The sequence below is a fragment of the Streptomyces inhibens genome (assembly GCF_022221585.1).
Taxonomy (GTDB): domain Bacteria; phylum Actinomycetota; class Actinomycetes; order Streptomycetales; family Streptomycetaceae; genus Streptomyces; species Streptomyces inhibens.
Genome location: NZ_CP084681.1, coordinates 4,248,545 through 4,270,055, shown reverse-complemented (window position 1 = coordinate 4,270,055; position 21,511 = coordinate 4,248,545). Strand labels below are relative to the sequence as shown.

The following is a 21,511-nucleotide window of genomic DNA, read 5'->3' as shown; positions in this document are numbered from 1 at the left end:
CCGGTTACTCCGCCAGTGCGGTGCCCTGCCGGCTGGTGAGGGTGACCCCGACCGCGACCGTGGCGGACGCCACCAGGCCGGCCGCCAGGACCGCGCCGCGTCCGGCGAAGGTGCACGCCAGGACCAGCAGCGAGGACACCGGCAGCACCAGCTGCTGGGCCAGGCCGCGCTTCTGGTGCCGGGAGTGGATCAGCCAGACCGTGAGCATGAACAGGGCGGCCGGCACCGTGACACACGCGGACGCGCCGAGCGTCGACAGATGGGACCTGCCGACCGACGCCTCCACCGCGACCTCGATGCCCGCGCCGACCGCGGCCGCCGAGCCGAACACGAGGTAGTGGCCGTAGCCCCACAGGAACGCCTGCCTGTTCGAGCGCAGGTGGAGGTGGATGGGTACCGCGAAATAGATCCAGTACGCGGCGAAGACCAGCAGCAGCCCGCCGCCCGCGATCGGCAGCAGACTGCCCAGCGCGTCGTTCTCGTCCAGCGCCGACTGCACCGCCACGGTGGCCGCCGCGATCGTCTCGCCCAGCACGATGATGGTGAACAGGCCGTAGCGCTCGGCGATGTGATGCGGATGCCAGCTCGTCTGCCGCTGCCGTTCGGCCAGTGCGGGCACCGCCAGCTCCAGCAGGGCCACGACCACGAACACCCAGCGCACATCCCTCTCGGGCAGAAGCAGCAGGCCCAGCCAGCCGACCTGGCACACCGTCACCCCCAGGGCGTAGCGCAGCGCGGTGCGCCGTTCGGCGCCCCAGCTGCCGAGTGCGGCCCGCAGCCACTGGGTGACCATCGCCAGCCGCATCACCAGATAGCCGAGCCAGATGACGGTGAAGTCGTTGTGCTCGAAGGCGCGCGGCACGCCGGCGGCCAGGATCAGCACCCCCGCCATCTGGACGAGCGTCACCACGCGATAGAGCGGGTCATCGGTGTCGTACGCCGAGGCGAACCAGCTGAAGTTCATCCAGGCCCACCAGATGGCGAAGAACAGCATCAGATAGCCGGAGATGCCGTGCCCCGGGTGGCCCTCGGTCAGCGCATGCGCCAGTTGGCGGCCGGCCTGCGCGATCGCCACGACGAAGCACAGGTCGAAGAAGAGCTCCAGCGGGGTGGCGGCGCGGTGCTCCTCGTCGCGGCGGCGCGCTCGCATGAGGACCGGCACCTCAGCTCCTCTCGTCGGCCGGTGAGGCCGTCATCAGTAGAGCGCGGGCGGGCGATGCCGCCAACGAGGGGAGCGGGGTGCGGCGTGTCGTGTCGTGCCGTGAAGGTGTCGGGGCTTATTCGGCGACCGCTTCCACGATCGACGGGAAGGCGGATGTCGACAGCACCCGGGTCAGCCGGAATCCGCCCGCCGACAGCAGCGTCGCGAACTCCTCCGCGGTCCGCTCCTGCCCGTCGACCACCGCCATCATCGCAACATCCATGGTCTTGCCGAAGTGCGGGGCGTTGCCCTGCGGCAGTACGCAGTCGATGACCAGCAGCCGGCTGCCGGTCGCCATCGCCCGGTGACAGGTGCGCAGAATGCGCCGGCACGCCTCGTCCGGCCAGTCGTGCAGGACGTGCTTGAGGACGTAGACATCACCGCCCTCCGGTACGGACACGAAGAAGTCGCCCTCCTGGGTGCGCCAGCGGCCCTTCAACTCGTCGCCGTCCAGGAGGTGGTGGGTCAGCGGCGGCGCCTGGTCGAAGAGCACACCGGTCAGCTGGGGGTGGCGGCGCAGCGTGGCGCGCAGCAGTCCGCCGCGGCCGCCGCCGATGTCCACGACCGTGCCGGTCTCGGGGAAGGGGTACGCGGCGGCCACGGCATCGTCCACCGGGGAGGACAGCGAGGACATCCCGTCGTCCAGGAGCTGGCGGGCGACCGGATCCGACTGCAGATGTTCGAAGAGGGGCGCCCCGAAGAGCCGCTCGAAGGACGCGCCGCCGTGCCGTACCGACTCCGGCAGCCCGGCCGAGGTCCGCAGGAACAGCTCGTCCGTCATCATCATGACGGCGGTGTGCAGCGAGTCGGGCGCGTCGGTGCGCAGCGGTCTGGCGGCCGGTGTCAGCTGGTAGGCGCCCGCGGCGTCCTCACGGAAGATGCCACGGGTGGCGAGGTAGCGCAGCACGCGGCGCAGGTGCGGGGCGTGGGTGTCGGTGGCGGCGGCCAGCTGCTCGACGGTGCGTGGGCCCTCGGAGAGACGGTCGGCGATGCGGTAGTGGGCGGCGGTGCGTAGGGCGGCGGAGAAGAGATGGCCCATGGCCTGGTCCATCAGGTGCGTGGTGATGTCGTGCGGTTCGCCGGTCGGTCGGTGGGATGAAGCGGCCAACGTCAGCCTCCGGTCGTCGGCTCGGGCCTGCTGGTCCCGGTCGCAGGCTGGGTGATCCACGGTTGCAGCCGGGGGCTTCGGTGTCACGGAAAGCGGGGTGGCCAACCGCTAAGTCCGGCCAGCAGGACGGGGCGCCCGGGGCGGGCCGCCGCTCGATGCCGGGCGGCGGTTCATGGTCGAATGCGCGTATGAGCGACCGTGACAAGACCGGCTCGACCGATCACGCCGCAAAGCCCGCGCCCGCCGCCGTCCTGGCCCCGCTCGACGACCGCCTCGCCGACCTCGTGGCCCTCTACGAAGACCTGCACCGGCACCCCGAACTCGGCTTCCAGGAGACCCGCACCGCCGCCGAGGCCGCCCGCCGGCTGACCGGCTGCGGCTACGACGTCACCACCGGCATCGCCGAAACCGGCGTGGTCGGCGTACTGCGCAACGGCCCGGGCCCGGTGGTCCTGCTGCGCGCCGACATGGACGCGCTGCCCGTCACCGAGAACTCCGGCCTGGACCACGCCTCCACGGTCCCCGGCCGGATGCACGCCTGCGGGCACGACGTCCACGTCACCTGTCTGCTTGGTGCCGCCGATCTGCTCGCGGCGGGCCGCGCGCACTGGTCCGGCACCCTGATCGTGCTCTTCCAGCCCGCCGAGGAGGTCGGCAGCGGCGCCCGCGCCATGCTCGACGCCGGCCTCTACAGCAAGGGCCTGGTCCCCACCCCCGATGTGGTGCTGGCCCAGCATGTCGCCCCGTTCGGCGCCGGGCTGATCGCGTACTGCCCCGGCGCCTGTATGGCCGCCGCCGACAGCCTGGAGATCACCTTCCACGGCAGTGGCGGCCACGGCTCGCGGCCCGAGACCACCATCGATCCGATCCTGATGGCGGCGTCGTTCGTGCAGCGGGTGCAGTCCGTGGTGGCGCGCGAGGTCGCGGCCAAGGACCGGGTGGTGGTCACCGTCGGCTCCTTCCACGCCGGGGACACCGCCAATGTCATCCCCGACCGGGCCGTCGTACGGCTGAGCGTCCGCACCTTCGACGAGGCGGTACGCACCGCCGTGCTGGCCGCCATCGACCGCATCGCGCGCGCCGAGGCCGCCGCCTCCGGCGCGGACCGCGCACCCGGGACCGAGGTCCTGGACTCCTTCCCGGTCACCGTCAACGACTCCACGACCCTGCGGGAGGTCAATGAGCAGTTCACCGAACTCTTCGGTGCGCAGCGGCTGTTCGCCTACGAACCGGCGACCGGCAGCGAGGACGCCGGACTGCTGGCGACCGCCGCCGGGGCGCCGCTCTACTACTGGTGGCTGGGCGGCTGGGACCCGGAGGAGTTCCAGGCGGCGCTGGCGGCCGGGCGACTGGCGCAGGACATCCCCTCCAACCACTCGCCGCGCTTCGTCCCCGTGGTCCGCCCGACCCTCACCATGGGCGTCGAGGCGCTGACCGCCGCGGCCCTGAACCGGCTGGCACCGCCGGCGAAGGGTGCCGGACAGGCCCCTCGGGACGGGTCGGCGGCCGTCGTTTGACCTTGTCCTTGGGGGAAGCCCCAGCATCGGTCGGGCCGGGCGAGGCGCCCGGTACGAGGAGGACGGACGGGTGGACAACGGACGGGCGGACAACGGACGGGCGGACAACGGCGTGGGTGCGGTGCGATACGGGAACGGTGAGCTGCTGACCATCGGGGCGTTCGCACGTGCCTCGCGGCTCTCGCCGAAGGCGCTGCGCCTGTACGACGAGCTCGGCCTGCTGACCCCGGCCCGCGTCGACCCGCACAGCGGCTACCGGCACTACGCCCCGGCCCAGCTGGAGCGGGCCCGGCTGGTCGCCTGGCTGCGCCGGCTCGGCATGCCGCTGGCCCGCATCCGCGAGGTGTGCGAGCTGGCGCCGGGCGCGGCGGCCGGGGCGGTCGCCGCGTACTGGGCGCAGGTCGAGGCCGACACCGCCGCCCGCCGGGACCTGGCCGCCTTCCTCGTCGACCAGCTGTCCAGGAAGGACACCGTCATGACCGAACCGCGAACCCCTTTGACGATGCGCTACGCCGCCGGGACCGACCGGGGCCTGGTCCGCCCGGCCAACCAGGACGCCGCCTACGCCGGACCGCGGCTGCTGGCCGTGGCCGACGGCTACGGCCCCAGCGGTGGCCCGGCCGCCACCGCCGCGATCGAGGCGCTGACGGAACTGGAGGAACGGGACCTGACCTCGGCGGATCTGCTGGCCGCCCTGGAGCAGGCGGCCCGGCAGGCGCACCGCGCCGCCCCCTCGGCGGACGAACCGACCGGCAGCACGCTCACCGCGCTCCTCCGCTCCGGCGCCCAGCTCGCGCTGCTGCACATCGGGGACTCGCGCGCCTATGTCCTGCGCGACTCCGGTCTCTTCCGGATCACCCACGACCACAGCGTCGTCCAGTCGCTGATCGACGAGGGCCGCCTCACACCCGAGGAGGCACCGTCCCACCCGCAGCGCGCCCTGCTGCTGCGGTCCCTCGACGCGGACACCGACTTCACCCCCGATCTCCAGCTGCTGGAGGCCCGGCCGGGCGAGCGCTATCTGCTGTGCACCGACGGACTGCCCTGGGTGGTCCCGACCGAGACCATTCAGGACGTCCTGGCCGCCGCCGACGGCCCCGAGCAGGCGGTGACGGAGCTGATCGCGCTCGCCAGGGAGGCGGGGGCTCCGGACAATGTGGGGTGTGTGGTGGCGGAGATGGTGGCTGTGACGACGGCGTAGGGCCGATCCGTCACGTCGGGTGCGCCGGGTCCGTTACGTCGGCCCGTTACGTCGGTTCCGCCGGTGCCCTGTGCGCCGGTCCCGTCGGTCCCGGCGCACCTTTACGCCAGTCCCTTGAGCATCCCCTTGAAGTAGAGCTGCGGGAGGCCGTAGCGCTTGAGGAACCACATGTCGGTGCGCTCGCGGGTGGTGTCGATGAAGGGGATCGAGGGGGTGGGCCGCAGGTCGTAGTCGAACTCGGCGAGCAGCATCTTGTGCCGGGCGGTGACCAGGGGGCAGGAGGTGTAGCCGTCGTAGCGGGCGGTGGCGGGGCGGCCGCGCAGTCCGGCGAGGAGGTTGGTGACGACGACCGGGGCCTGCTTGCGGATCGCCGCGCCGGTTTTGGAGGTGGGGAGGTTGGCGACATCGCCTAGCACGAACACCTCGGGGAAGTCCGGGTGTTGGAGGGTTTCCCGGTCGGTCTTGACGTACCCGTAGGGGGAGTCGGGGTCGGCGAGCGGGCCCTCGGCGAGCCACTCGGGGGCGCGCTGCGGGGGTACGGCGTGCAGCAGGTCGTAGCGGATGGTCTCGGCGGTACCGGTGGCGTGATCGGTGATCACCGCCTCGCGCGCGTCGCCGTCCAGCTGGGTCATCTCGGAGCGCAGCCGCACCTCGATGCCGTACCGCCGGGCCGTCTCCGTCAGCGCTCGGGAGAAGACCGGCACCTTGAACATCGCGGGCTCGGGGAGCACGAGGATGGTGCGGATCGCGCCCAGTACGCCGCGCTTGCGCCAGTGGTCGGCCGCCAGGTACGCGATCTTCTGCGGGGCGCCGCCGCACTTCACCGGACCGGACGGCATGGTGAACACGGCCGTGCCGCTGCGCATCCGGCGGATCAACTCCCAGGTGAGCGGGGCGAGATCGGGCCGGTAGTTGCTGCTCACACCGCCGTGGCCGACGGCGCCGGCCAGGCCGGGCACGCCGTCCCAGTCGAGTTGAAGTCCGGGGGCGAGGACCAGCCTCCCGTAGGAGAGGACCCGGCCGGAGGCGGTGGTGACCGTACGGGCGGCCGGATCGACGGCGGTGGCGCGCTCGCGCAGCCAGCGCACGCCGGGCGGTATGACGTCGGCCTCGGTGCGCAGGGCGGCGCGCAGCGGGGCCTGGCCGCCGCCGACCAGCGTCCACAACGGCTGGTACCAGTGCGTTTCGGAGGGCTCCAGCAGCGCGATGTCCCGGACGCCGGCACGGCGTAACCGGGCGGCCACGGTGATGCCCGCGGTGCCGCCGCCGACGATGAGGACCTGATGGTGGGACGGGGTGGCGCTTGCGGGGGTCATGGGCTTCCTCCTGATAGGTAGGCGGTGGGGAGTTGTGGTGGCTTACGGGCTACGGGGCCACGGTTACGGGGACCAGAGGTGCGGGAGGGCGGCGGCCGCCATGGTGACCGCGAGGATGGTGACGAGGGAGGCGAACGCCGTGGTCAGGACCTGGGGGCGCAGGCGGGTGGTGAGGCGGTTGCCGAGGTGGCTGCCGAGCGCCGCGGCGGCGGCGAAGCCGGCCAGCAGAGGCCAGTCCAGATTGCTGGTGCCGGCCCGGGTGCCCAGCGCCGTAAGGGAGTTGATGAGGATGACGAGGAGCGAGGTGCCGATGGCGACCGGCATCTCCAGGCCCAGGATGAGGGTGAGGGCCGGTACGACGACGAAGCCGCCGCCGACCCCGAAGAAGCCGGTCAGCAGCCCGACGACGAAGGCGGTCACGGTGATGCGGGCGGGGTGGGGGATGGGCCGCATGGGATCCCGTAGGCGGTCCGTGCCTGCGTGATCCCGTGAGGAGTCCGCTCCCGCGTGAGCCGGTGTGGGGGCGGCCCCTGTGTGGTCCGGTATGGGGTCGGTCCCTGCGTGGTCCGGTGTGGGGGCGGCCCCTGTGTGGTCCGGTAAGGGATCGGTGCCTGCGTGGTCCGGTACGGGGTCGGCTCCTGGATGATTCCGTAAGGGGTCGGCTTCGCTGCGGTCCCGTAAGGGTGCGGTCTCCGTGGGATCCCGTAAGGGGGTGGTCTCCGTGGGATCCCGTAAGGGCCGCACGGCTCCAGTCGACCGCCGCTCGCGCAGCCCCCGTAACAGCAGCATCGCCGCCACCACGAGCATCAGCCCGGCGAACGCCGCCATCAGCACCGTGGGGTCCAGTGCCGCGCTCCATCGGGAGCCGAGGTAACTGCCGGCCGTGCCCAGCGCCCCGAAGACCGAACCGGCCGCCCAACGGACCCGGCCCGCGCGGGCATGGCAGACCAGCCCGGTCACCGCGCCGACCGTGACGATGACCAGCGCGCCCGCGGTCGCCTCGTGCGGCGACTGCCCCAGCAGATACACCAGCGCGGGCACGGCCAGCACCGAACCGCCGCCGCCGAGCGCGCCCAGCAGCAGCCCGATCAGCAGCCCGCACGGCAGCGCCGTCGCGGCTATGAGGATGGACACGCTACGAGGACGGACACGACGCCCGCGGCGCGAGAGCGACCGCCCGGCTGTCGTCCGACCACTCCGCGACGAAGGTGAACCGGTCGCCGCGTACCACCGTCTCGCGCCACTCCACCGGCCGCTCCCCGGCCATGGCCAGCCGCTCGATGGCGAACGCCGCCTCGCGGTCGGCCAACCCCAGCAGCCACGCCTGCCGGATGTCCGGCAGGAACGGCTGGATCCGCTCCCGGCCACCGGTGACCTTCACCCCGCAGCGGCGCGAGAGCTCGCCGTAGAGCGAGGTGTGCCCGAAGTCGGTGTCCAGCAGCGGCTCGGCGACCTCGGCGGGCAGATACGCGGTGTCGTGGGCGAGCGGTTCGCCGTCCGCGAGCCGCAGCCGCTCCAGCACGATCAGCGGCGCGTCCGGGATCAGCCCCAGCTGCCCGGCGACCGTCCCGTCCGCGGTCCGCTCCAGCCGCAGCACCTCGCTGCGCTGCTCCACGCCCTGGCCCTCCAGCTCGCGGAAGAGGCTGTAGAGCGAGCCCAGCGGCTGCTGTATGCGGCGGGTGTCCAGCCGGCTGACGCGGCCGCGTTCGGCGATCACCAGACCGTCCGCGCGCAGTTTGCGCAGCGCCTCGCGGACGGTGTGCCGGCTGACCTCGTACTCGTCGGTGAGCCGGTGCTCGGCCGGGAACTCCTCGGTGAACGCGCCGGCCTCCATCCGTCGGCGCAGATCGGCGAAGAGCTGCGCCCACAGGGGGAGCGGCGAGCGCCGGTCCAGGGGGCGGGGGCCGTGCGCGCCGTCCGGCGGCTCGGTCGTCATGGTCGATTCCTCCGCGGACGTACGGGGCGGGTGTTGCGGGTGCGGCGCGCGCTGTCGGTGGTGTCGATGCTGCCGGTTGCGGGTGTTGCGGGTGTTGCGGGTGTTGCCGAGGTTGTCGGTCTTGAAGCGGCATCAGGTGATGTGACGTCAGGGTCTTTGCCGGGAGCGGCCCCAGCTTGTCGACCGTCACGCGGCTACCTAATGTACGTACATCCGTGCATCCGCACAACGCGCCCTGTCCGAGCGGCCCCGAGCCGCCGCGTACGGGCACCGCGAATCCCCCCTGGAGGCCGACCGTGCACTTCGCGCAGTACTACCTCGACTGCCTCTCCCAGGCGTCGTACCTGATCGGCGACGAGACCACCGGACGCGCCGTCCTCGTCGACCCGCGCCGCGACATCGACGACTACCTGCACGACGCGGACGCGGCCGGCCTGCGCATCGAACTCGTCATCGAGACGCACATTCACGCCGACTTCCTCTCCGGCCACCTCGAAATCGCGCGCGCCACCGGTGCCACCATCGCCTTCGGTGAGGCCGCCGAAACCGGCTTCCCCATACGGCGGTTACGGGACGGCGAACGCATCTCGCTCGGCGGCGAGGACGGCGCGGGGGTCACCCTCACCGTCCTCGCCACCCCCGGCCACACCCTCGAATCCATCTGCCTGGTCATCCACGAACACCCCGACGACGCCGCGCCGTTCGGTGTACTCACCGGTGACACCCTCTTCGTCGGCGATGTCGGCCGCCCCGACCTGCTCTCCGCCGCCGGGCACTCCCCGCACGAGATGGCCGTACGCCTGCACCACTCCCTGCACGGCAAACTCATGGTGCTCCCGGACGCGACCCGGGTCTTTCCCGCACACGGCGCGGGCTCGGCCTGCGGCCGCAGCCTCTCCACCGAGACCAGCTCCACCATCGGCGACCAGCGCCGCCTCAACTACGCCCTGCAGCCCATGCCGCAGACCGAATTCGTCCGCCTGGTCACCGCCGACCAGCCCGCCACCCCCGGTTACTTCGCGCACGACGCGGCCCTCAACCGCGACGGCCACCCCTTTCTGGACGCCGCCCCGCCGGCCGCCCTCACCCTGGAGGAGGCGCTCGCGGCCCGCGACCGGCAGGGCGCCGTCCTCCTCGACTGCCGCCCGCTGGCCGCCTACACCCGCGCGCACCTGACCGGGTCGCTCCACACGAGCCTGGACACCCGGTTCGCGGAGTACGCCGGCAGCGTGGTCGCCCCGGGCACCCCGATCGTGCTGCTCGCCGACCCCGGCACGGAGCGGGAGGCCCGCCTCCGCCTCGCCCGCATCGGCTACGACCGCGTACTCGGCCATCTGCCCGATCCGGCCGCCGTCCTGGACCGCGCGCCCGCGCTCATCCGCCGCAGCCATCGCATCCGGTACGAGGAACTGGGCGTGGAACAGCCGGAGTTGAGCGATTCCCGCGTCCCTCCTCGGGTCGATTCCCAGTGGGCCGACGCGCAGCTGATCGATGTCCGCAATCCGGCCGAGTACGCGGCGGGCGCCTTCCCCGGCGCCCGCAACATCCCGCTGGCGACCCTCTCCGGCCGCCTCGCCGAACTGGACCCGGGCCGCCCGGTCGTCCTCTACTGCCGCAGCGGAAACCGGTCGGTGATCGCGGCGGCGCTGCTGGAGGCGCGCGGCTTCGCGGATGTGTGCGATGTGGTGGGGGGCTATGAGGCGGCGGGGGCGGGGGTGGGGTGAGTACACGGGTCGGTTGAGTGGGGCGACCCGTTCCGGCAGGCTCAGGCGTCGCCTGCCTCACCTGCGGCACCCGTGCCTTCCGTGCCACCCGCGTCACTCACCTCCCCCACATCGGCCCTCCCGCCGGAGTACGCGTACGAGCGCCAGCGCCCCCGCGGCGGCGAGACACACGGCCGCCGGGAGCGCCGGAGACGGCCGGGCGCCGCTGCCCGTACCGGCGACGGCCCCGCCGTTGCTCAGCGCCGGCCCGAGCCCGGCCGTCACCGCCGTCACCGCCGTGGCCACCCCGGACGCCTCGCCCGCGCGCTCGCGGCGTACGACGGCCTGGGAGCCGGTGAGAGCCAGGGCGCCGGCCACGCCCAGCGCCCAACGGGCCTGCGCGCGTGGGTGCGGTGCGGTTTTCGGCATGACGGACACGGGGCCCCCTCTCACGGGTCTGCCTCTCGCGCATGCGGAGGAAAAACGGGAAACAGAAACAGGGGAGGAGGGGGGATGGAGTGCACCGGAACTGGGCAGTACGCCAGGGGCGGGTCGCGGGCGAGGCCACAGGGGCCCGGAGCGACGGTCCGGAGGGAGCCGGAGAGATCCGCGGGGTGTGCTGCCGCGCGGGTGCGAGAAGGGGCGGGTGCCGGTCCCGTACAGCGGACGTTCAGCGATCGTTGATCGGTGATCACCATGCTGATCCGCATGTTGCGCCCTGTGACCTCAGAGCATGTAGATGACGCCCGGGAAGTTCAAGAGCCGGAGGCGTCGCGGATCGCCCTCACCTGGACCGGGGAGCCAGGACGCCTGGAGGAGCTGACGCACGGCATGCTCCTCGACCAGGCCGCTCAGGCCGCGGCCGCGCTCACCCGGCTCGGGGTGCGGGCCGGTGACCGGGTCGCGGTGCATCTGCCGCTGGTGCCGGAGTCGGTGATCGCCACGCTCGCCTGTGGCCGGCTGGATGCGATACGTACCACGCTGCCGGTCTCGCTGACGGTGCCCGAACTGGTCGCGCGCACCCGGGAGTCGGATGCCCGGGTGCTGATCACGGCGGATGCGGCGTTCTGGGACGGGGCGGTACGGCCGGTGAAGGCGCTGCTCGACCATGCGCTGGCGCGGGGCGCCGCCGCGGGCGGCGTACCGGAGCGGCGGGTGCTGGTGGTGAACCGGTGCTCGCGGCCGGTGTCCTGGAAGCCGGGGCGTGATCTGTGGTGGCACGAGGCGCTGAACGGTTCGGCCGGCACCCGCTGAAGGGCGGGGTGCAGGGCCGGCGGCCCTCACCTCCTGAGCGGTCCTCTCCCACCCAGTGGTCCTCACCCACTGAGCGCTCCCCTGTACGCCCCTCACCCATAAGGCGACATAACGGGCCATACACCTCATGAACGCCTACCGTGGGGCCCGTGCCACAGTCATCAGACGCCCCAGCTGCCCCGGCCGCGGAGCCGGAGGCAACAGCGGCGGCGCCCCGGCCCAGGCCGTCGGCCGTCCGCGCGACGCTGGTGGCCTCGGCTGTCGCGCTCCTCCTGATCGTTGCCATCATCCTGGGCAGCCGCATGCTGCGGAACTTCGACTCCGCGCTGCTCCCCTACGCCGTGGCCACCGTCTTCCTCGCCTTCGGCGTCACCTACCGCTACACCGTCTGGGTCAGCGAACCGGCCGCCCGCCGACTGTTACGGCACGGCTGGCGCACCCTGTTCTCCAGGGAGAACTTCCGCAAGGCGCCCACCGCGCTGCCCCGGATGATCGCCACCTACCTCGGCTTCCAGAAATTCCTCGGCGCCCGCTCGACCGCCCGCTGGGCCGCCCACCAACTCCTCTTCTGGGGCTGCGTTCTCGCCGCGGTCATCACCTTCCCGCTCACCTGGGGATGGTTCACCTTCACCTCGGCAACCGGCCCCGGGCCCAGCTATGAAATGCGGATCTGGGGCTTCAAAATCATCGGCTTCAACTCCGCCGATGTCATCGGCTGGGCCTTGTTCCACGGCCTCGACCTCGCCGCCGTCCTCGTCATCGCGGGCGCCGGCTACTTTCTGTGGCGACGCCTGCGGGACCGCACGGCCACCACCGGACAGCGCTTCGGCTATGACCTCGTCCCGCTGCTCGCGCTCATCGTCATCTCCGTCACCGGACTCCTGCTGACCTTCTCGGCGGTCTTTCTGCACGGCGGCGGCTATGAATTCCTGGCGCTGCTGCACATGGTGTCCGTCGTCTTCACCCTCATCTACCTCCCCTTCGGGAAGTTCTTTCACATCGTGCAGCGGCCCGCCGCGGTCGGGATGCAGCTGTTCAAATACACCGCCCGGCAGGACGAAAAACTCTTCACCTGCCGCCGCTGCGGCGAACTCGTCGACACCGCCCCGTACGTCGAGAATCTGCGCGGCACCATGCGCGATCTCCGCCTGGACTTCGACGAATGGGCCGAATACTGCCCGCGCTGCAAACGGGTGCTGCGTGGCAGCGCCTATCTCACCCGTGTGAAGCGGGGCTTCAAGTGACCGCACCGCTCATGGCCGCGCCCGGGCCGCGGCCCATGGAGCCCACCAGGGGACATCTGTGACGCTGCCCGTCGACCCCACCATCGCCCCGCCCGGCACCCGCACCTTCCACGACGCCGGCGGAATCCCCGCGGACCGATGGCATGCCGACCAGACCGGCGAAACCCTCGTCCCCACCCATTGCTGTTTCTGCGGTGTGCAATGCGGCATGTATCTCCGCGTCAACCAGGCCGGAAAGGTCTTCGGCGTCGAACCCCGCAACCACGACATCAACCGGATGCGGCTGTGCCCCAAAGGCATCAACGCCTACCAGCAGGTCAACCACCCCGACCGGCTCACCACCCCACTGATCCGGCGCTACCGCGACAAACCCTTACAGGAATGCACCTGGGACGAGGCCCTCGACTTCACCGTCGCCGAAATCCGCCGCATTCAAGAGGTCTACGGGGCCGACGCCTTCGGCATGCTCGGCGGCGCCTCCCTCTCCACCGAGAAGACCTATCTCGTCGGCAAATTCGCCCGGGTCGCCCTCCGGACCAGGCACGTCGACTACAACGGCCGGCTGTGCATGGTCAGCGCGGCCGGCGCCAACAAACTCGCCTTCGGCATCGACCGCGCCGGCAACCCCTTCTCCGACATCCTGCTCAGCGACTGCGTACTGATCGCCGGATCCAATGTCGGCGAATGCTTCCCGGTCATGACGCAGTACATCTGGGGAGCCCGCGACCGCGGCGCAAAACTCATCGTCGTCGACCCCCGCGAAACCCCCGTCGCACGCACCGCCGACCTGCACGTACCGCTCAAGCCCGGCACCGATTCGGCCTTCTTCAACGCGGTACTGCACGTCATCGTCCGCGACGGGCTCACCGACGAGAAATACCTCGCCGACCACACCACCGGCTGGGACGCCGTCAAAGCCGCCGTAGAGGACTTTCCGCCGGACCGCGCCGCCGGCATCTGCGGCGTCGGCGTCGAACAGATCGAGCAGGTCGCCCACTGGTTCGCCGGTGCCGAACGCGCCATGGCCTGGCACGCACGCGGCGTGGAACACCACAGCCAAGGAGTCGAGAACTGCCTGTCGATCATCAATCTGTGCGTCGCCACCGGCAATATCGGCCGCCCCGGCGCCGGTTACGGCACCCTCACCGGCCAGGGCAATGGACAAGGCGGCCGCGAGCACGGCCAGAAATCCGATCTGCTGCCCGGCGGCCGCTCCATCACCGACCCGGAACACCGCCGCGAGATCTGCCATATCTGGGGCATCCCGGAGGACGAACTCCCGTCCGCCGGAACCTCCATGATGGAGATGGTCCATCAAATGCGAAGCCGTGAAATCCGCGGCCTCATCGCCACCTGCAACAACCCCTTCGTCTCCCTCCCCAACCACCATGTGGTCAAAGAGGGCTACGACACCCTCGAATTCCACGTCCAGCTCGACTTCTTCCTCTCCGAAACCGCGGCCAACGCCCATGTCGTCCTCCCCGTCACGGTCTGGGCCGAGGACGAAGGCGTCATGGCCAACGCCGAGGCCCGCGTCGTCAAACACAACAAGGCCCAGGACCCGCCGCCCGGCGTCCGCACCGACACCTGGATCCTGTGCGAACTCGCCCGCCGCCTCGGCACCGGCGACAAATTCGCCTTCAGCACCTCCCGCGACGTATTCGAAGAACTCCGCATCGCCTCCGCGGGCACCGTCAACGACTACTACGGCATCACCTACGAACGCCTTGAGGAAACCGGCGGTATCGCCTGGCCCTGCCCCACCACCGAACACCCCGGCGCACCAAGGCTTTTCGAGGACGGCAGGACCTACCACCCGGACGGGAAGATCCACCTCCAGGCCGTCGCATGGCACCCGCCCATCGACCCCTACGACGAGACCTATCCGCTCTCCCTGACCACCGGCCGCACCGTCGCCCACTACCTCTCCGGCAACCAGACCCGCCGCCTGGGCGCCCTCGTCGAACAGACCCCCCGGCCCTGGGTCGAGGTGCACCCCTCCCACGGCTTCCGCAACGGCCAGCCCGTACGGGTCGTCACCCGCCGCGGCAGCGCCGTCTACCCCGCGCTCGTCCTGGAGTCCATCCGCCCCGACACCGTCTTCGTCCCCTACCACTGGCCGTCCCCCACCGCGGCCAACATCCTCACCATCGACGCCCTCGACCCCCGCTCGAAGATCCCCGAGTACAAGGTCTGCGCCGCCCGGATCGAGGCCGCCACCACCCTCGACGAGGTCCCCGCACCGCCCACCGGACCCGGCCGCGTGGCATACCCCGAAACGCGGGTCTCCCGCACCGACCCGAGGCCACCGACCGCACCCCAGGGCCTCGGCACCGCGGAAAGGGACTGGTCACCGCCATGATGGGCAGAACGATCTTCATCGACCCGGGCCGCTGCATCGGCTGCCAGGCCTGTGTCTCGGCCTGCCGCGAATGCGACTCGCACCGCGGCAAATCGATGATCCACCTCGACTACCCCGACGAAGGCAGCTCCGTCGCCTCCCTCCCCACCGTCTGTATGCACTGCTCCGACCCCGTCGCCCCCTGCGCCGAGGTCTGCCCCGCCGACGCGATCCTGGTCACCCCCGACGGCGTGGTGCAGCAGGCCGACACCACCCGCTGCATCGGCTGCGCCAACTGCGTCAACGCCTGCCCCTTCGGCGTACCGAAGATCGACCTGGCGGCGAAGCTGCAGATGAAGTGCGACCTCTGCTACGACCGCACCTCCCACGGCCTCGCGCCCATGTGCGCCACCGTCTGCCCGACCGGCGCCCTCTTCTACGGCACCCTCGAAGAACTCCGGACCGAACGCCCCGGCGTCGAGGTCGCCGACTCCTTCACCTTCGGCGACATCGTCGTCCACACCGGCGTCGCCATGGTCGTCCCCGCCGACAAAGTCCGGTGGCCGGTGCCGGGCGGACTCCCGGTGATCGAGGTCAACGGGGTGGATGTCCGATGAGCACGGCACACCGCCGGCCGGAGGCGGGCCACGACGAGGGGGGCGGGCCCCCGGAGCCGGCTCACGACCGTCTGAGCGCCGACTCCCTCACCACCCGCCGCGACTATCTGCGGATCGTCGCCACCGTCTCGGGCGGCCTCGCCCTCGGCGGGCTGGCGGTCGCCGCGGGAGCGCTGCCCCGCCACGGCGACGACGACGGCGACCTCAAGCTCGTCGCCGACAGCATCCCCCGCGGTGAATCCGTCGCCTTCCGCTACCCCGGCGACGAGGACCGCGCGGTGGCCGTCCGCCTCTCCGACGGCTCCCTCGTCGGCTACTCCGCCGTCTGCACCCACCTCGCCTGCGCCGTCCTGTGGAGCAAGGACCGAGGCGAGGAGGGCGAGCTGTACTGCCCCTGCCACGAAGGCTCCTTCGACCCCCGCACCGGCGACGTCACGGCCGGACCACCGCCCCGCGCGCTGCCCAAGGTCGTCCTGTACGAACGCGAGGACGGCACCGTCTGGGCCATCGGCACCGCCCGCTCCGGCGAAAGCATCGAACAGGGCCTGTGCCGCGAACTCAACGAAAGACAACCGGACCTCGCCGCCCAACTCGGCTGCCCGGGCACACGCGGCGACGGGATGACGGCCGAGGTCACCCACCCCACAGGCGGCGCCCCATGACCGACTCCCCACCGCCCCCTCCGGAGCCACCGCCCCCTTCTGGGCCTCCCCCTTCTGGGCCGCCCCCTTCTGGGCCTCCCCCTCCTGGGCCGCCCCCGCCCCCGCCCCCGCCCCCCTCCCCTCCGCCACCCCCGCCCTACCGCCCCGGCAGCGCGGACCCCCGGCTCAACCGGCCCGTGCGCGAGCGCTATCCGCAGATCCGGTCGACCAGCGGCTACGCCGACCCGCGGGTACACAGCACCGGCCCCGGACCCGGCGCCGGCACCGAGCAGGAACCGGAACGATCGGCGAAGCTCTCCGGCCGGCTGATGCTGGCGATGACCGTCGTCATCGGCCAGCTGTGGGCGCTGTCGATCGCCGTCAACGCCTGGATGCGCGGCGACACCGATACGGCCTGGTGGTGCGCCGGATTCCTGCTCCTCTCCTTCCTCGTGGTCCTGACCCTGTGGTCCCTCGACAAAAACGACCGCTAACCGCCAACCGCCCCCGTGCCCCCTCCCACCAGAAAGGCCGGAATCCCATGCCCCGCCGTATACCCGCGCACCCCCGCCACGCCCTGCCCGGCACCGACCGGAACCGCCTCCTCAAGCGCGGCAACGGCTCCCAGAGCCCGCCGACCCGCCCCCACAGCGGCCGCCCGCACCCCATACCCACCCACGACAAGGGCACCTGAGCCGAGTCAGAACGAGCAGCGAACACGAGACGGGCACCAATGCCACAGGGCACGGGCACCAATGCCACAGGGCACGGGCACCAATGCCACAGGGCACGGGCGCCAAGGCCCACAGGGCACGGGCACCAATGCCACAGGGCACGGGCGCCAAGGCCCACAGGGCACGAGCACCAATGCCACAGGGCACGGGCACCAATGCCACAGGGCACGGGCGCCAAGGCCCACAGGGCACGGGCACCAAGGCCCACAGAGCACGGGCACCAAGGCCCACAGGGCACGAGCTCTGTCGAGAGCCCATGAACGCCGGCCCCAGATCAGTTACATCGGCACATCGGCACATCGGTACGTCGGTACGGCGATCGGCGACGCCGAACACTTCACCTCACGTACTGAGCCCGCATCACACGCCATGGCCCCTTGCGCCGATACGCGGCAGGCGGGCCGGGCCATTTATTCCGTCGAGCGCTCAGCGCGTACCCATTAGATTTCCGGTATGACGTCAGCGCTGCGCCTGGAGAAGGTCACCCCGGACAATGTCGAGGCCGCCTGCCGGCTGAAGGTACGGCCCGACCAGGAGGGGCTGGTGGCTCCGGTTGCCCGGTCGCTGGCCGAGGCGTATGCGCAACCCGATATCGCCTGGCCGCGATTGATCTTCGACGGCGAGCAACTCGTGGGCTTTGTCATGGGCTTCTTTCTGGTGCAGTTCGATCCTGACAACCCGGACGACAGGTACCGCTCGGGAATCTGGCGACTGAACATCGCCGCCGACCAACAGGGCCGGGGATACGGCCGGTTCGCCGTGCAGTCCGTGTGCGACGAGGTCCGGCGGCGCGGGCAGCCCCGCGCGACAGTGAGTTGGGTTCCCGGCAAGCACGGCCCTGAGAAGTTCTACCTCCGCCTCGGATTCGCCCCCACCGGAGAGCTGAGCGGCGATCAGGTCGTCGGCGAACTGGCCCTCCCCACCACCTGAGAACCTCGGACCGTACCCGGGGAATCCGACCCTGATCCGTCAGGCAACCCCTAGTACCGGGCCATCTTGATCACGGCCTGGCCCGCCGAGGCGGTCTGTCGGTAGAAGTCGCGCAGGTTTGTGTGGTGGCTGACGAAGATTGCCTTGACCTCGGCCTCGTCCCAGTTGCCGAACGGTGCGCGGATCTTGGCGCCGGCGGCTTCCCAGAGGGTGTCGAACGGTGCGGCTATGAGGAAGTCCGCCGCTGTCCTTGTCTCTGCCGGGGTGAGGATCAAGAGGGGCGGCTGGGAGTGGTCGGGGTGGTAGACGGGGCGGCCTCCGAAGATGGGCAGTTGCCAGCTTTCGCTCCCGCCGGATCCGTTCTCCGTCTCGTCGAGGGTGGCGGCCGCGGCGTAGAGAGTGTTGACGAGGCTGAAGTCCTTCTCGATGGCATCGGCGATGCCCGCGGCGCACTCGGCGGGAAGGTCGTCCCAGGCATCGCACATGAACTCCTCCAGCCAGGTGTAGTCGTCCCGGATCTCGGCTTCCGGTACGGCACGAAAGTGCAGGTGATAGCTCATGGCGGCGGCTCCCCGATCGAGCGGCCCGTGGGTCGGGCCGGATGCGGGGAAGGTAGCGCGGGGCACTGACAATCGGCCGGGCGCTGCCAATGGGCCGGGCGCCGGCAATGGGCCGGGCGCTGCCAATGGGCCGGGCGCCGGCAATGGGCCGGGCGCTGTGCACAGGGTTGTGCTGAGGGCTGGGCCGGCGGGCTGTGCCGAATGTCGTGTCGGGGCCGTACTGAGGGGCCGTACGGCCGATGGGGTGCCGCGGGGCTGCCGGGGAGGAGGGTCGTGTGTGGTCCGCCCGTACCCTGGAGGGGTGAGCACCACCCCCGAATCCGAGCCGGCCCCCGGGCCCCAGGTCACCTCCGCAGCCGATGACGACCAGGCCGCGGCCCCCGCGCCCTCGTCCGCCGCGCGCCCGGCGCCCAAGCCCGCCGCGCGCCTGATCTTCGACGACCCGCTGAGCCAGCAGTCGTCGGACGACACCGACCGCGGCTGGGGCGAGTCCTCGGCCCCCGGTGACAGCGCAGCCGACCTCGCCCGCTTCCTCGACGAAAAGCCGCCCCACCACCTCTGAGCGAGGCGACGGGGCGGCATGTGCCGGCCTTCGGCGTCTGCTACTCCCGAGTCTTCTGCGCGCCGATGGTGCCCGAGGTGGAGGTGGGCACGGAGGGCGCGGCGGTGCGCTGGGCGATCAGTGCGTCGCGGATCTCGATGAGCAGCTCGACCTCGGTCGGGTCCGCCGGGGAGTTGTCGACCGGCTGCTTCGCCGCCTGGCGTTCCTTCCACTTGTTCATCGGAAGGATCATGAGGAAGTAGACGACCGCGGCGGTGATCAGGAACGTCAGCGCGGCGCTGAGCACCGAGCCCCAGAGAATGTAGATGCCGTCGGTGAACTGGCCCGTCTTCTTGTCCACATGGCATTCGGTGAGACAGGCCTTGTAGTTGTCGAGGTTCTGCGAGCCCAGGGCACCGATGATCGGGTTGATCACGCCCTTGACCACGGCGTTCACGATGTTCGTGAACGCGGCACCGACGACCACCGCGACCGCGAGTTCGATGACGTTGCCGCGCATCAGGAATTCCTTGAATCCCTGCAGGACGCCCTTGCTCTCGCTCACCTGACAGCCTCTTTCCACGTTCACTACGGACGGTGCACCAACAATCAGCACCGCAACTTACGGCAGGGCGGGGCAGAGGTGTCCAGTCGCGCAACTCGAACCAGCGATCGGCCAGCGCGTCAGTGCAGATTTGGCGGAGGAGATGGATCCTGCGGGCTCCGTGGACGGATACCGCGGTATCGGTGCGGTGGGCGCGCCCCCATTGGCGCGCGGCAGCTGCCACGCCACTCGCAGCAGTCTCGCCTGACGTGGGAAGAGACGCCACTTGATCTTGGGGCATCGCTACCGCCCTCCCCAGGCCGTCGCCGACGGGCAGCCGGGGGCCGGAGCGGCTCGTACGGCACCGTACGACGCGCCACCTGCCAGTGCTGCGGCGGTCATCGCCAGGCCGGCGGCCAGCATCCGCTGTCGCGTGGTCCGTCCCCAGCGGCATCGGCCGCCGCCGGCCCGTACCGGAGCGAAGTGCGGTACCTCACACGGTGGGGGAGCGGGGAGCGGCGGGGAGTGGAGATCGGGATCCGGGGAGGGAGAGGAGTAAGAGGGGGAGGGAGAGGGAGGGGCGTACGAGAGGGGAGGAGGGGTGTGGGGCACGTGATCACCGCCTGGGTCAGGGGTTCGGGCGAACCGGCGATCACCACCGTGCCGCACTCCGCGCCCGCTCGCTCCAGGGTGTGGACGACCGCGTGACTGTGGACAACTCGGCCACCCGGGAGGGGGAGGCCGAGCCGGCCGTTACGGCGTTATGGCAGCTCGATGCCCAGGTCCCAGCCGGCGTGGGCGTCGGCGCACAGGCAGTCGCGGTCGGCATTGTCGGGGAGGGCGGCGACCGCGTCGAAGAGGACCTCGCGCAGCCGGCCGACGTTCTGGGCGAAGACCTGCAGGACTTCGTCGTGGGAGACGCCGTCGCCGGCCTCGGTGCCCGCGTCCAGGTCGGTGACCAGGGTCAACGAGGTGTAGCACAGGCTCAGTTCGCGGGCCAGAACGGCTTCGGGGTGGCCGGTCATGCCGACCACCGACCAGCCCTGTGCGGCGTGCCAGCGCGACTCGGCGCGGGTCGAGAAGCGGGGGCCTTCGATGACGACGAGGGTGCCGCCGTCGACCGGCTCCCAGTCGCGGCCGCGGGCGGCCGTGACGGCGGCCTGGCGTCCGGTGGGGCAGTACGGGTCGGCGAAGCTGAGGTGGACGACGTTGGGGATCTCCCCGCCGGGCAGCGGGTGGCCGTCGAAGTAGGTCTGGGTGCGGGCCTTGGTGCGGTCCACGAGCTGGTCGGGGACCAGGAGCGTGCCGGGGCCGTATTCGGGGCGCAGCCCGCCGACCGCGCACGGGCCGAGGACCTGGCGTACGCCGAGCGAGCGCAGCGCCCACAGGTTGGCGCGGTAGTTGATGCGGTGCGGCGGGAGGCGGTGGTCGCGGCCGTGCCGGGGCAGGAACGCGACCTGGCGGCCGGCGATCTCGCCCAGGAACACCGAGTCGCTGGGGCTCCCGTAGGGGGTGTCCACCGTGATCTCGGTCACGTCGTCGAGGAAGGAGTAGAACCCCGACCCGCCTATCACGCCAATTTCCGCGTCAGCCATGCCGGTCACACTATCGGGGTACGGCGGCCGGGCGATGCCCGGTCGGCGGCGCCGGACGGCAGCGGTAAGACACCGGTAATGCGGCGGAGCGCACCGGCAATACGGCGAAATGCAGCGGATCCCGCCGTCCGATGATGGCGGGATCCGAAAGGCTGCAGGTCAGGCCGCGGAGCTGGTGCCCGAGGAGCTGCTGGACGACGCGGCGGCCGGAGTGGACGGCTTGGCGTCGGAGCTGCTCGACGAGGAGCTCGACGAGTCCGAGGAGGACGCGGAGCTCGACGCGGAAGACGAGGAGCTCTTCGCGGGGCTGCTGCTGGACGACGAGCCGCGGCTGTCGTTGCGGTAGAAGCCGGAGCCCTTGAAGACGATGCCTACCGCGGAGAACACCTTCTTGAGGCGTCCGTTGCAGCTGGGGCACTCCGTCAGCGCGTCATCGGTGAACTTCTGCACCGCCTCGAGGCCCTCGCCACACTCGGTGCACTGGTACTGGTAGGTCGGCACTTGACTTCCTCCTGGCACTCTCACTCG

At 71.2% G+C, this 21,511-nt stretch carries 22 protein-coding genes; 12 read left to right on the top strand and 10 right to left on the bottom strand.

The genetic code is table 11. The features are described from left to right. Positions 1 to 4 precede the first annotated feature (4 nt). Both KI385_RS19410 and KI385_RS19405 read right to left on the bottom strand, forming a co-directional pair. On the bottom strand, positions 5 to 1,150 hold the full coding sequence (locus KI385_RS19410; protein WP_238573426.1) for a low temperature requirement protein A: 1,146 nt from the start codon (positions 1,148 to 1,150) through the stop codon (positions 5 to 7). A 127-nt stretch (positions 1,151 to 1,277) separates the two neighbouring features. Next, positions 1,278 to 2,309 (bottom strand): methyltransferase, encoded by a 1,032-nt coding sequence (locus KI385_RS19405; protein WP_238573425.1) that lies wholly within the window; start codon positions 2,307 to 2,309, stop codon positions 1,278 to 1,280. A gap of 188 nt (positions 2,310 to 2,497) precedes the next feature. Here KI385_RS19405 and KI385_RS19400 point away from each other — a divergent pair, with 188 nt between their 5' ends. Both KI385_RS19400 and KI385_RS19395 read left to right on the top strand, forming a co-directional pair. Then, a complete protein-coding gene (locus tag KI385_RS19400; RefSeq protein ID WP_238573424.1) occupies positions 2,498 to 3,826 on the top strand; it encodes an amidohydrolase in 1,329 nt (442 codons plus the stop codon). Positions 3,827 to 3,968: 142 nt separating this feature from the next. After that, positions 3,969 to 5,027 carry a MerR family transcriptional regulator gene (locus KI385_RS19395; protein ID WP_238577756.1) on the top strand — a complete coding sequence of 353 codons (1,059 nt, stop codon included), beginning with the start codon at positions 3,969 to 3,971 and terminating at the stop codon, positions 5,025 to 5,027. 101 nt (positions 5,028 to 5,128) lie between these two features. Here the strand turns inward: KI385_RS19395 and KI385_RS19390 are convergent, their stop codons facing one another. The 3 genes from KI385_RS19390 to KI385_RS19380 form a co-directional block, all read right to left on the bottom strand. Further along, the gene (locus KI385_RS19390) at positions 5,129 to 6,343 is read right to left on the bottom strand and encodes an NAD(P)/FAD-dependent oxidoreductase (RefSeq protein WP_238573423.1); all 1,215 of its coding nucleotides are present in this window, start codon (positions 6,341 to 6,343) and stop codon (positions 5,129 to 5,131) included. 63 nt (positions 6,344 to 6,406) lie between these two features. Then, positions 6,407 to 7,477, bottom strand: a complete 1,071-nt coding sequence (locus tag KI385_RS19385; protein ID WP_238573422.1) for a sulfite exporter TauE/SafE family protein — start codon at positions 7,475 to 7,477, stop codon at positions 6,407 to 6,409. Between the two features lies 1 nt (position 7,478). Next, positions 7,479 to 8,279 (bottom strand): GntR family transcriptional regulator, encoded by an 801-nt coding sequence (locus KI385_RS19380; RefSeq protein ID WP_238573421.1) that lies wholly within the window; start codon positions 8,277 to 8,279, stop codon positions 7,479 to 7,481. Between the two features lie 296 nt (positions 8,280 to 8,575). Here KI385_RS19380 and KI385_RS19375 point away from each other — a divergent pair, with 296 nt between their 5' ends. Next, complete coding sequence (locus KI385_RS19375; RefSeq protein ID WP_238573420.1) at positions 8,576 to 10,003, top strand: MBL fold metallo-hydrolase; 1,428 nt, start codon at positions 8,576 to 8,578, stop codon at positions 10,001 to 10,003. Between the two features lie 93 nt (positions 10,004 to 10,096). Here KI385_RS19375 and KI385_RS19370 read toward each other — a convergent pair whose 3' ends face one another. Then, the gene (locus KI385_RS19370) at positions 10,097 to 10,411 is read right to left on the bottom strand and encodes a hypothetical protein (protein ID WP_238573419.1); all 315 of its coding nucleotides are present in this window, start codon (positions 10,409 to 10,411) and stop codon (positions 10,097 to 10,099) included. A gap of 291 nt (positions 10,412 to 10,702) precedes the next feature. Between KI385_RS19370 and KI385_RS19365 the strand changes: the two genes are divergently transcribed. The 8 genes from KI385_RS19365 (at position 10,703) to KI385_RS19330 (ending at position 17,743) form a co-directional block, all read left to right on the top strand. Then, positions 10,703 to 11,236: an AMP-binding protein gene (locus KI385_RS19365; RefSeq protein WP_238573418.1), complete on the top strand. Its 534-nt coding sequence runs from the start codon at positions 10,703 to 10,705 to the stop codon at positions 11,234 to 11,236. A 302-nt stretch (positions 11,237 to 11,538) separates the two neighbouring features. Next, positions 11,539 to 12,480: an MFS transporter gene (locus KI385_RS19360; protein ID WP_425357081.1), complete on the top strand. Its 942-nt coding sequence runs from the start codon at positions 11,539 to 11,541 to the stop codon at positions 12,478 to 12,480. A 64-nt stretch (positions 12,481 to 12,544) separates the two neighbouring features. Then, a complete protein-coding gene (locus tag KI385_RS19355; protein WP_238577755.1) occupies positions 12,545 to 14,842 on the top strand; it encodes a molybdopterin oxidoreductase family protein in 2,298 nt (765 codons plus the stop codon). Continuing rightward, on the top strand, positions 14,839 to 15,438 hold the full coding sequence (locus tag KI385_RS19350; RefSeq protein ID WP_238573416.1) for a 4Fe-4S dicluster domain-containing protein: 600 nt from the start codon (positions 14,839 to 14,841) through the stop codon (positions 15,436 to 15,438). Before KI385_RS19355 ends, KI385_RS19350 begins: the two co-directional genes overlap by 4 nt. Continuing rightward, positions 15,435 to 16,100, top strand: coding sequence for a QcrA and Rieske domain-containing protein (locus KI385_RS19345; protein ID WP_238573415.1), 666 nt, complete (start codon positions 15,435 to 15,437; stop codon positions 16,098 to 16,100). The genes KI385_RS19350 and KI385_RS19345 overlap by 4 nt, the downstream gene beginning before the upstream one ends. After that, complete coding sequence (locus KI385_RS19340) at positions 16,097 to 16,573, top strand: hypothetical protein (protein ID WP_238573414.1); 477 nt, start codon at positions 16,097 to 16,099, stop codon at positions 16,571 to 16,573. Before KI385_RS19345 ends, KI385_RS19340 begins: the two co-directional genes overlap by 4 nt. Before the next feature lie 47 nt (positions 16,574 to 16,620). Then, complete coding sequence (locus KI385_RS19335) at positions 16,621 to 16,773, top strand: hypothetical protein (protein WP_238573413.1); 153 nt, start codon at positions 16,621 to 16,623, stop codon at positions 16,771 to 16,773. A gap of 493 nt (positions 16,774 to 17,266) precedes the next feature. Beyond that, a complete protein-coding gene (locus KI385_RS19330; RefSeq protein ID WP_238573412.1) occupies positions 17,267 to 17,743 on the top strand; it encodes a GNAT family N-acetyltransferase in 477 nt (158 codons plus the stop codon). Positions 17,744 to 17,793: 50 nt separating this feature from the next. Here KI385_RS19330 and KI385_RS19325 read toward each other — a convergent pair whose 3' ends face one another. Beyond that, positions 17,794 to 18,303: a DUF1877 family protein gene (locus KI385_RS19325; RefSeq protein ID WP_238573411.1), complete on the bottom strand. Its 510-nt coding sequence runs from the start codon at positions 18,301 to 18,303 to the stop codon at positions 17,794 to 17,796. 301 nt (positions 18,304 to 18,604) lie between these two features. Here KI385_RS19325 and KI385_RS19320 point away from each other — a divergent pair, with 301 nt between their 5' ends. Continuing rightward, the gene (locus KI385_RS19320) at positions 18,605 to 18,865 is read left to right on the top strand and encodes a hypothetical protein (protein ID WP_238573410.1); all 261 of its coding nucleotides are present in this window, start codon (positions 18,605 to 18,607) and stop codon (positions 18,863 to 18,865) included. Positions 18,866 to 18,905: 40 nt separating this feature from the next. On the opposite strand, the gene mscL is transcribed toward KI385_RS19320, so the two are convergent. From mscL to KI385_RS19305, 3 genes are all read right to left on the bottom strand, one after another. Then, entirely contained in the window at positions 18,906 to 19,409 is a 504-nt protein-coding gene (gene mscL, locus KI385_RS19315; protein ID WP_238573409.1) for a large conductance mechanosensitive channel protein MscL, read from the bottom strand. 740 nt (positions 19,410 to 20,149) lie between these two features. Beyond that, positions 20,150 to 20,983 carry an S-methyl-5'-thioadenosine phosphorylase gene (locus tag KI385_RS19310; RefSeq protein WP_238573408.1) on the bottom strand — a complete coding sequence of 278 codons (834 nt, stop codon included), beginning with the start codon at positions 20,981 to 20,983 and terminating at the stop codon, positions 20,150 to 20,152. A gap of 159 nt (positions 20,984 to 21,142) precedes the next feature. Continuing rightward, positions 21,143 to 21,484, bottom strand: coding sequence for an FmdB family zinc ribbon protein (locus KI385_RS19305; protein WP_238573407.1), 342 nt, complete (start codon positions 21,482 to 21,484; stop codon positions 21,143 to 21,145). Between the last annotated feature and the right edge of the window lie 27 nt (positions 21,485 to 21,511).

Excerpts from the sequence above, each read along its gene's own strand:
- KI385_RS19380 (WP_238573421.1), bottom strand. The coding sequence starts at position 8,279 with ATGACGACCGAGCCGCCGGACGGCGCGCACGGCCCCCGCCCCCTGGAC.
- KI385_RS19335 (WP_238573413.1), top strand. The coding sequence starts at position 16,621 with ATGCCCCGCCGTATACCCGCGCACCCCCGCCACGCCCTGCCCGGCACC.
- KI385_RS19350 (WP_238573416.1), top strand. The coding sequence starts at position 14,839 with ATGATGGGCAGAACGATCTTCATCGACCCGGGCCGCTGCATCGGCTGC.
- KI385_RS19390 (WP_238573423.1), bottom strand. The coding sequence starts at position 6,343 with ATGACCCCCGCAAGCGCCACCCCGTCCCACCATCAGGTCCTCATCGTC.
- KI385_RS19330 (WP_238573412.1), top strand. The coding sequence starts at position 17,267 with ATGACGTCAGCGCTGCGCCTGGAGAAGGTCACCCCGGACAATGTCGAG.
- KI385_RS19345 (WP_238573415.1), top strand. The coding sequence starts at position 15,435 with ATGAGCACGGCACACCGCCGGCCGGAGGCGGGCCACGACGAGGGGGGC.
- KI385_RS19360 (WP_425357081.1), top strand. The coding sequence starts at position 11,539 with ATGCTGCGGAACTTCGACTCCGCGCTGCTCCCCTACGCCGTGGCCACC.
- KI385_RS19370 (WP_238573419.1), bottom strand. The coding sequence starts at position 10,411 with ATGCCGAAAACCGCACCGCACCCACGCGCGCAGGCCCGTTGGGCGCTG.
- KI385_RS19400 (WP_238573424.1), top strand. The coding sequence starts at position 2,498 with ATGAGCGACCGTGACAAGACCGGCTCGACCGATCACGCCGCAAAGCCC.
- KI385_RS19325 (WP_238573411.1), bottom strand. The coding sequence starts at position 18,303 with ATGAGCTATCACCTGCACTTTCGTGCCGTACCGGAAGCCGAGATCCGG.
- KI385_RS19340 (WP_238573414.1), top strand. The coding sequence starts at position 16,097 with ATGACCGACTCCCCACCGCCCCCTCCGGAGCCACCGCCCCCTTCTGGG.
- KI385_RS19310 (WP_238573408.1), bottom strand. The coding sequence starts at position 20,983 with ATGGCTGACGCGGAAATTGGCGTGATAGGCGGGTCGGGGTTCTACTCC.
- KI385_RS19410 (WP_238573426.1), bottom strand. The coding sequence starts at position 1,150 with ATGCGAGCGCGCCGCCGCGACGAGGAGCACCGCGCCGCCACCCCGCTG.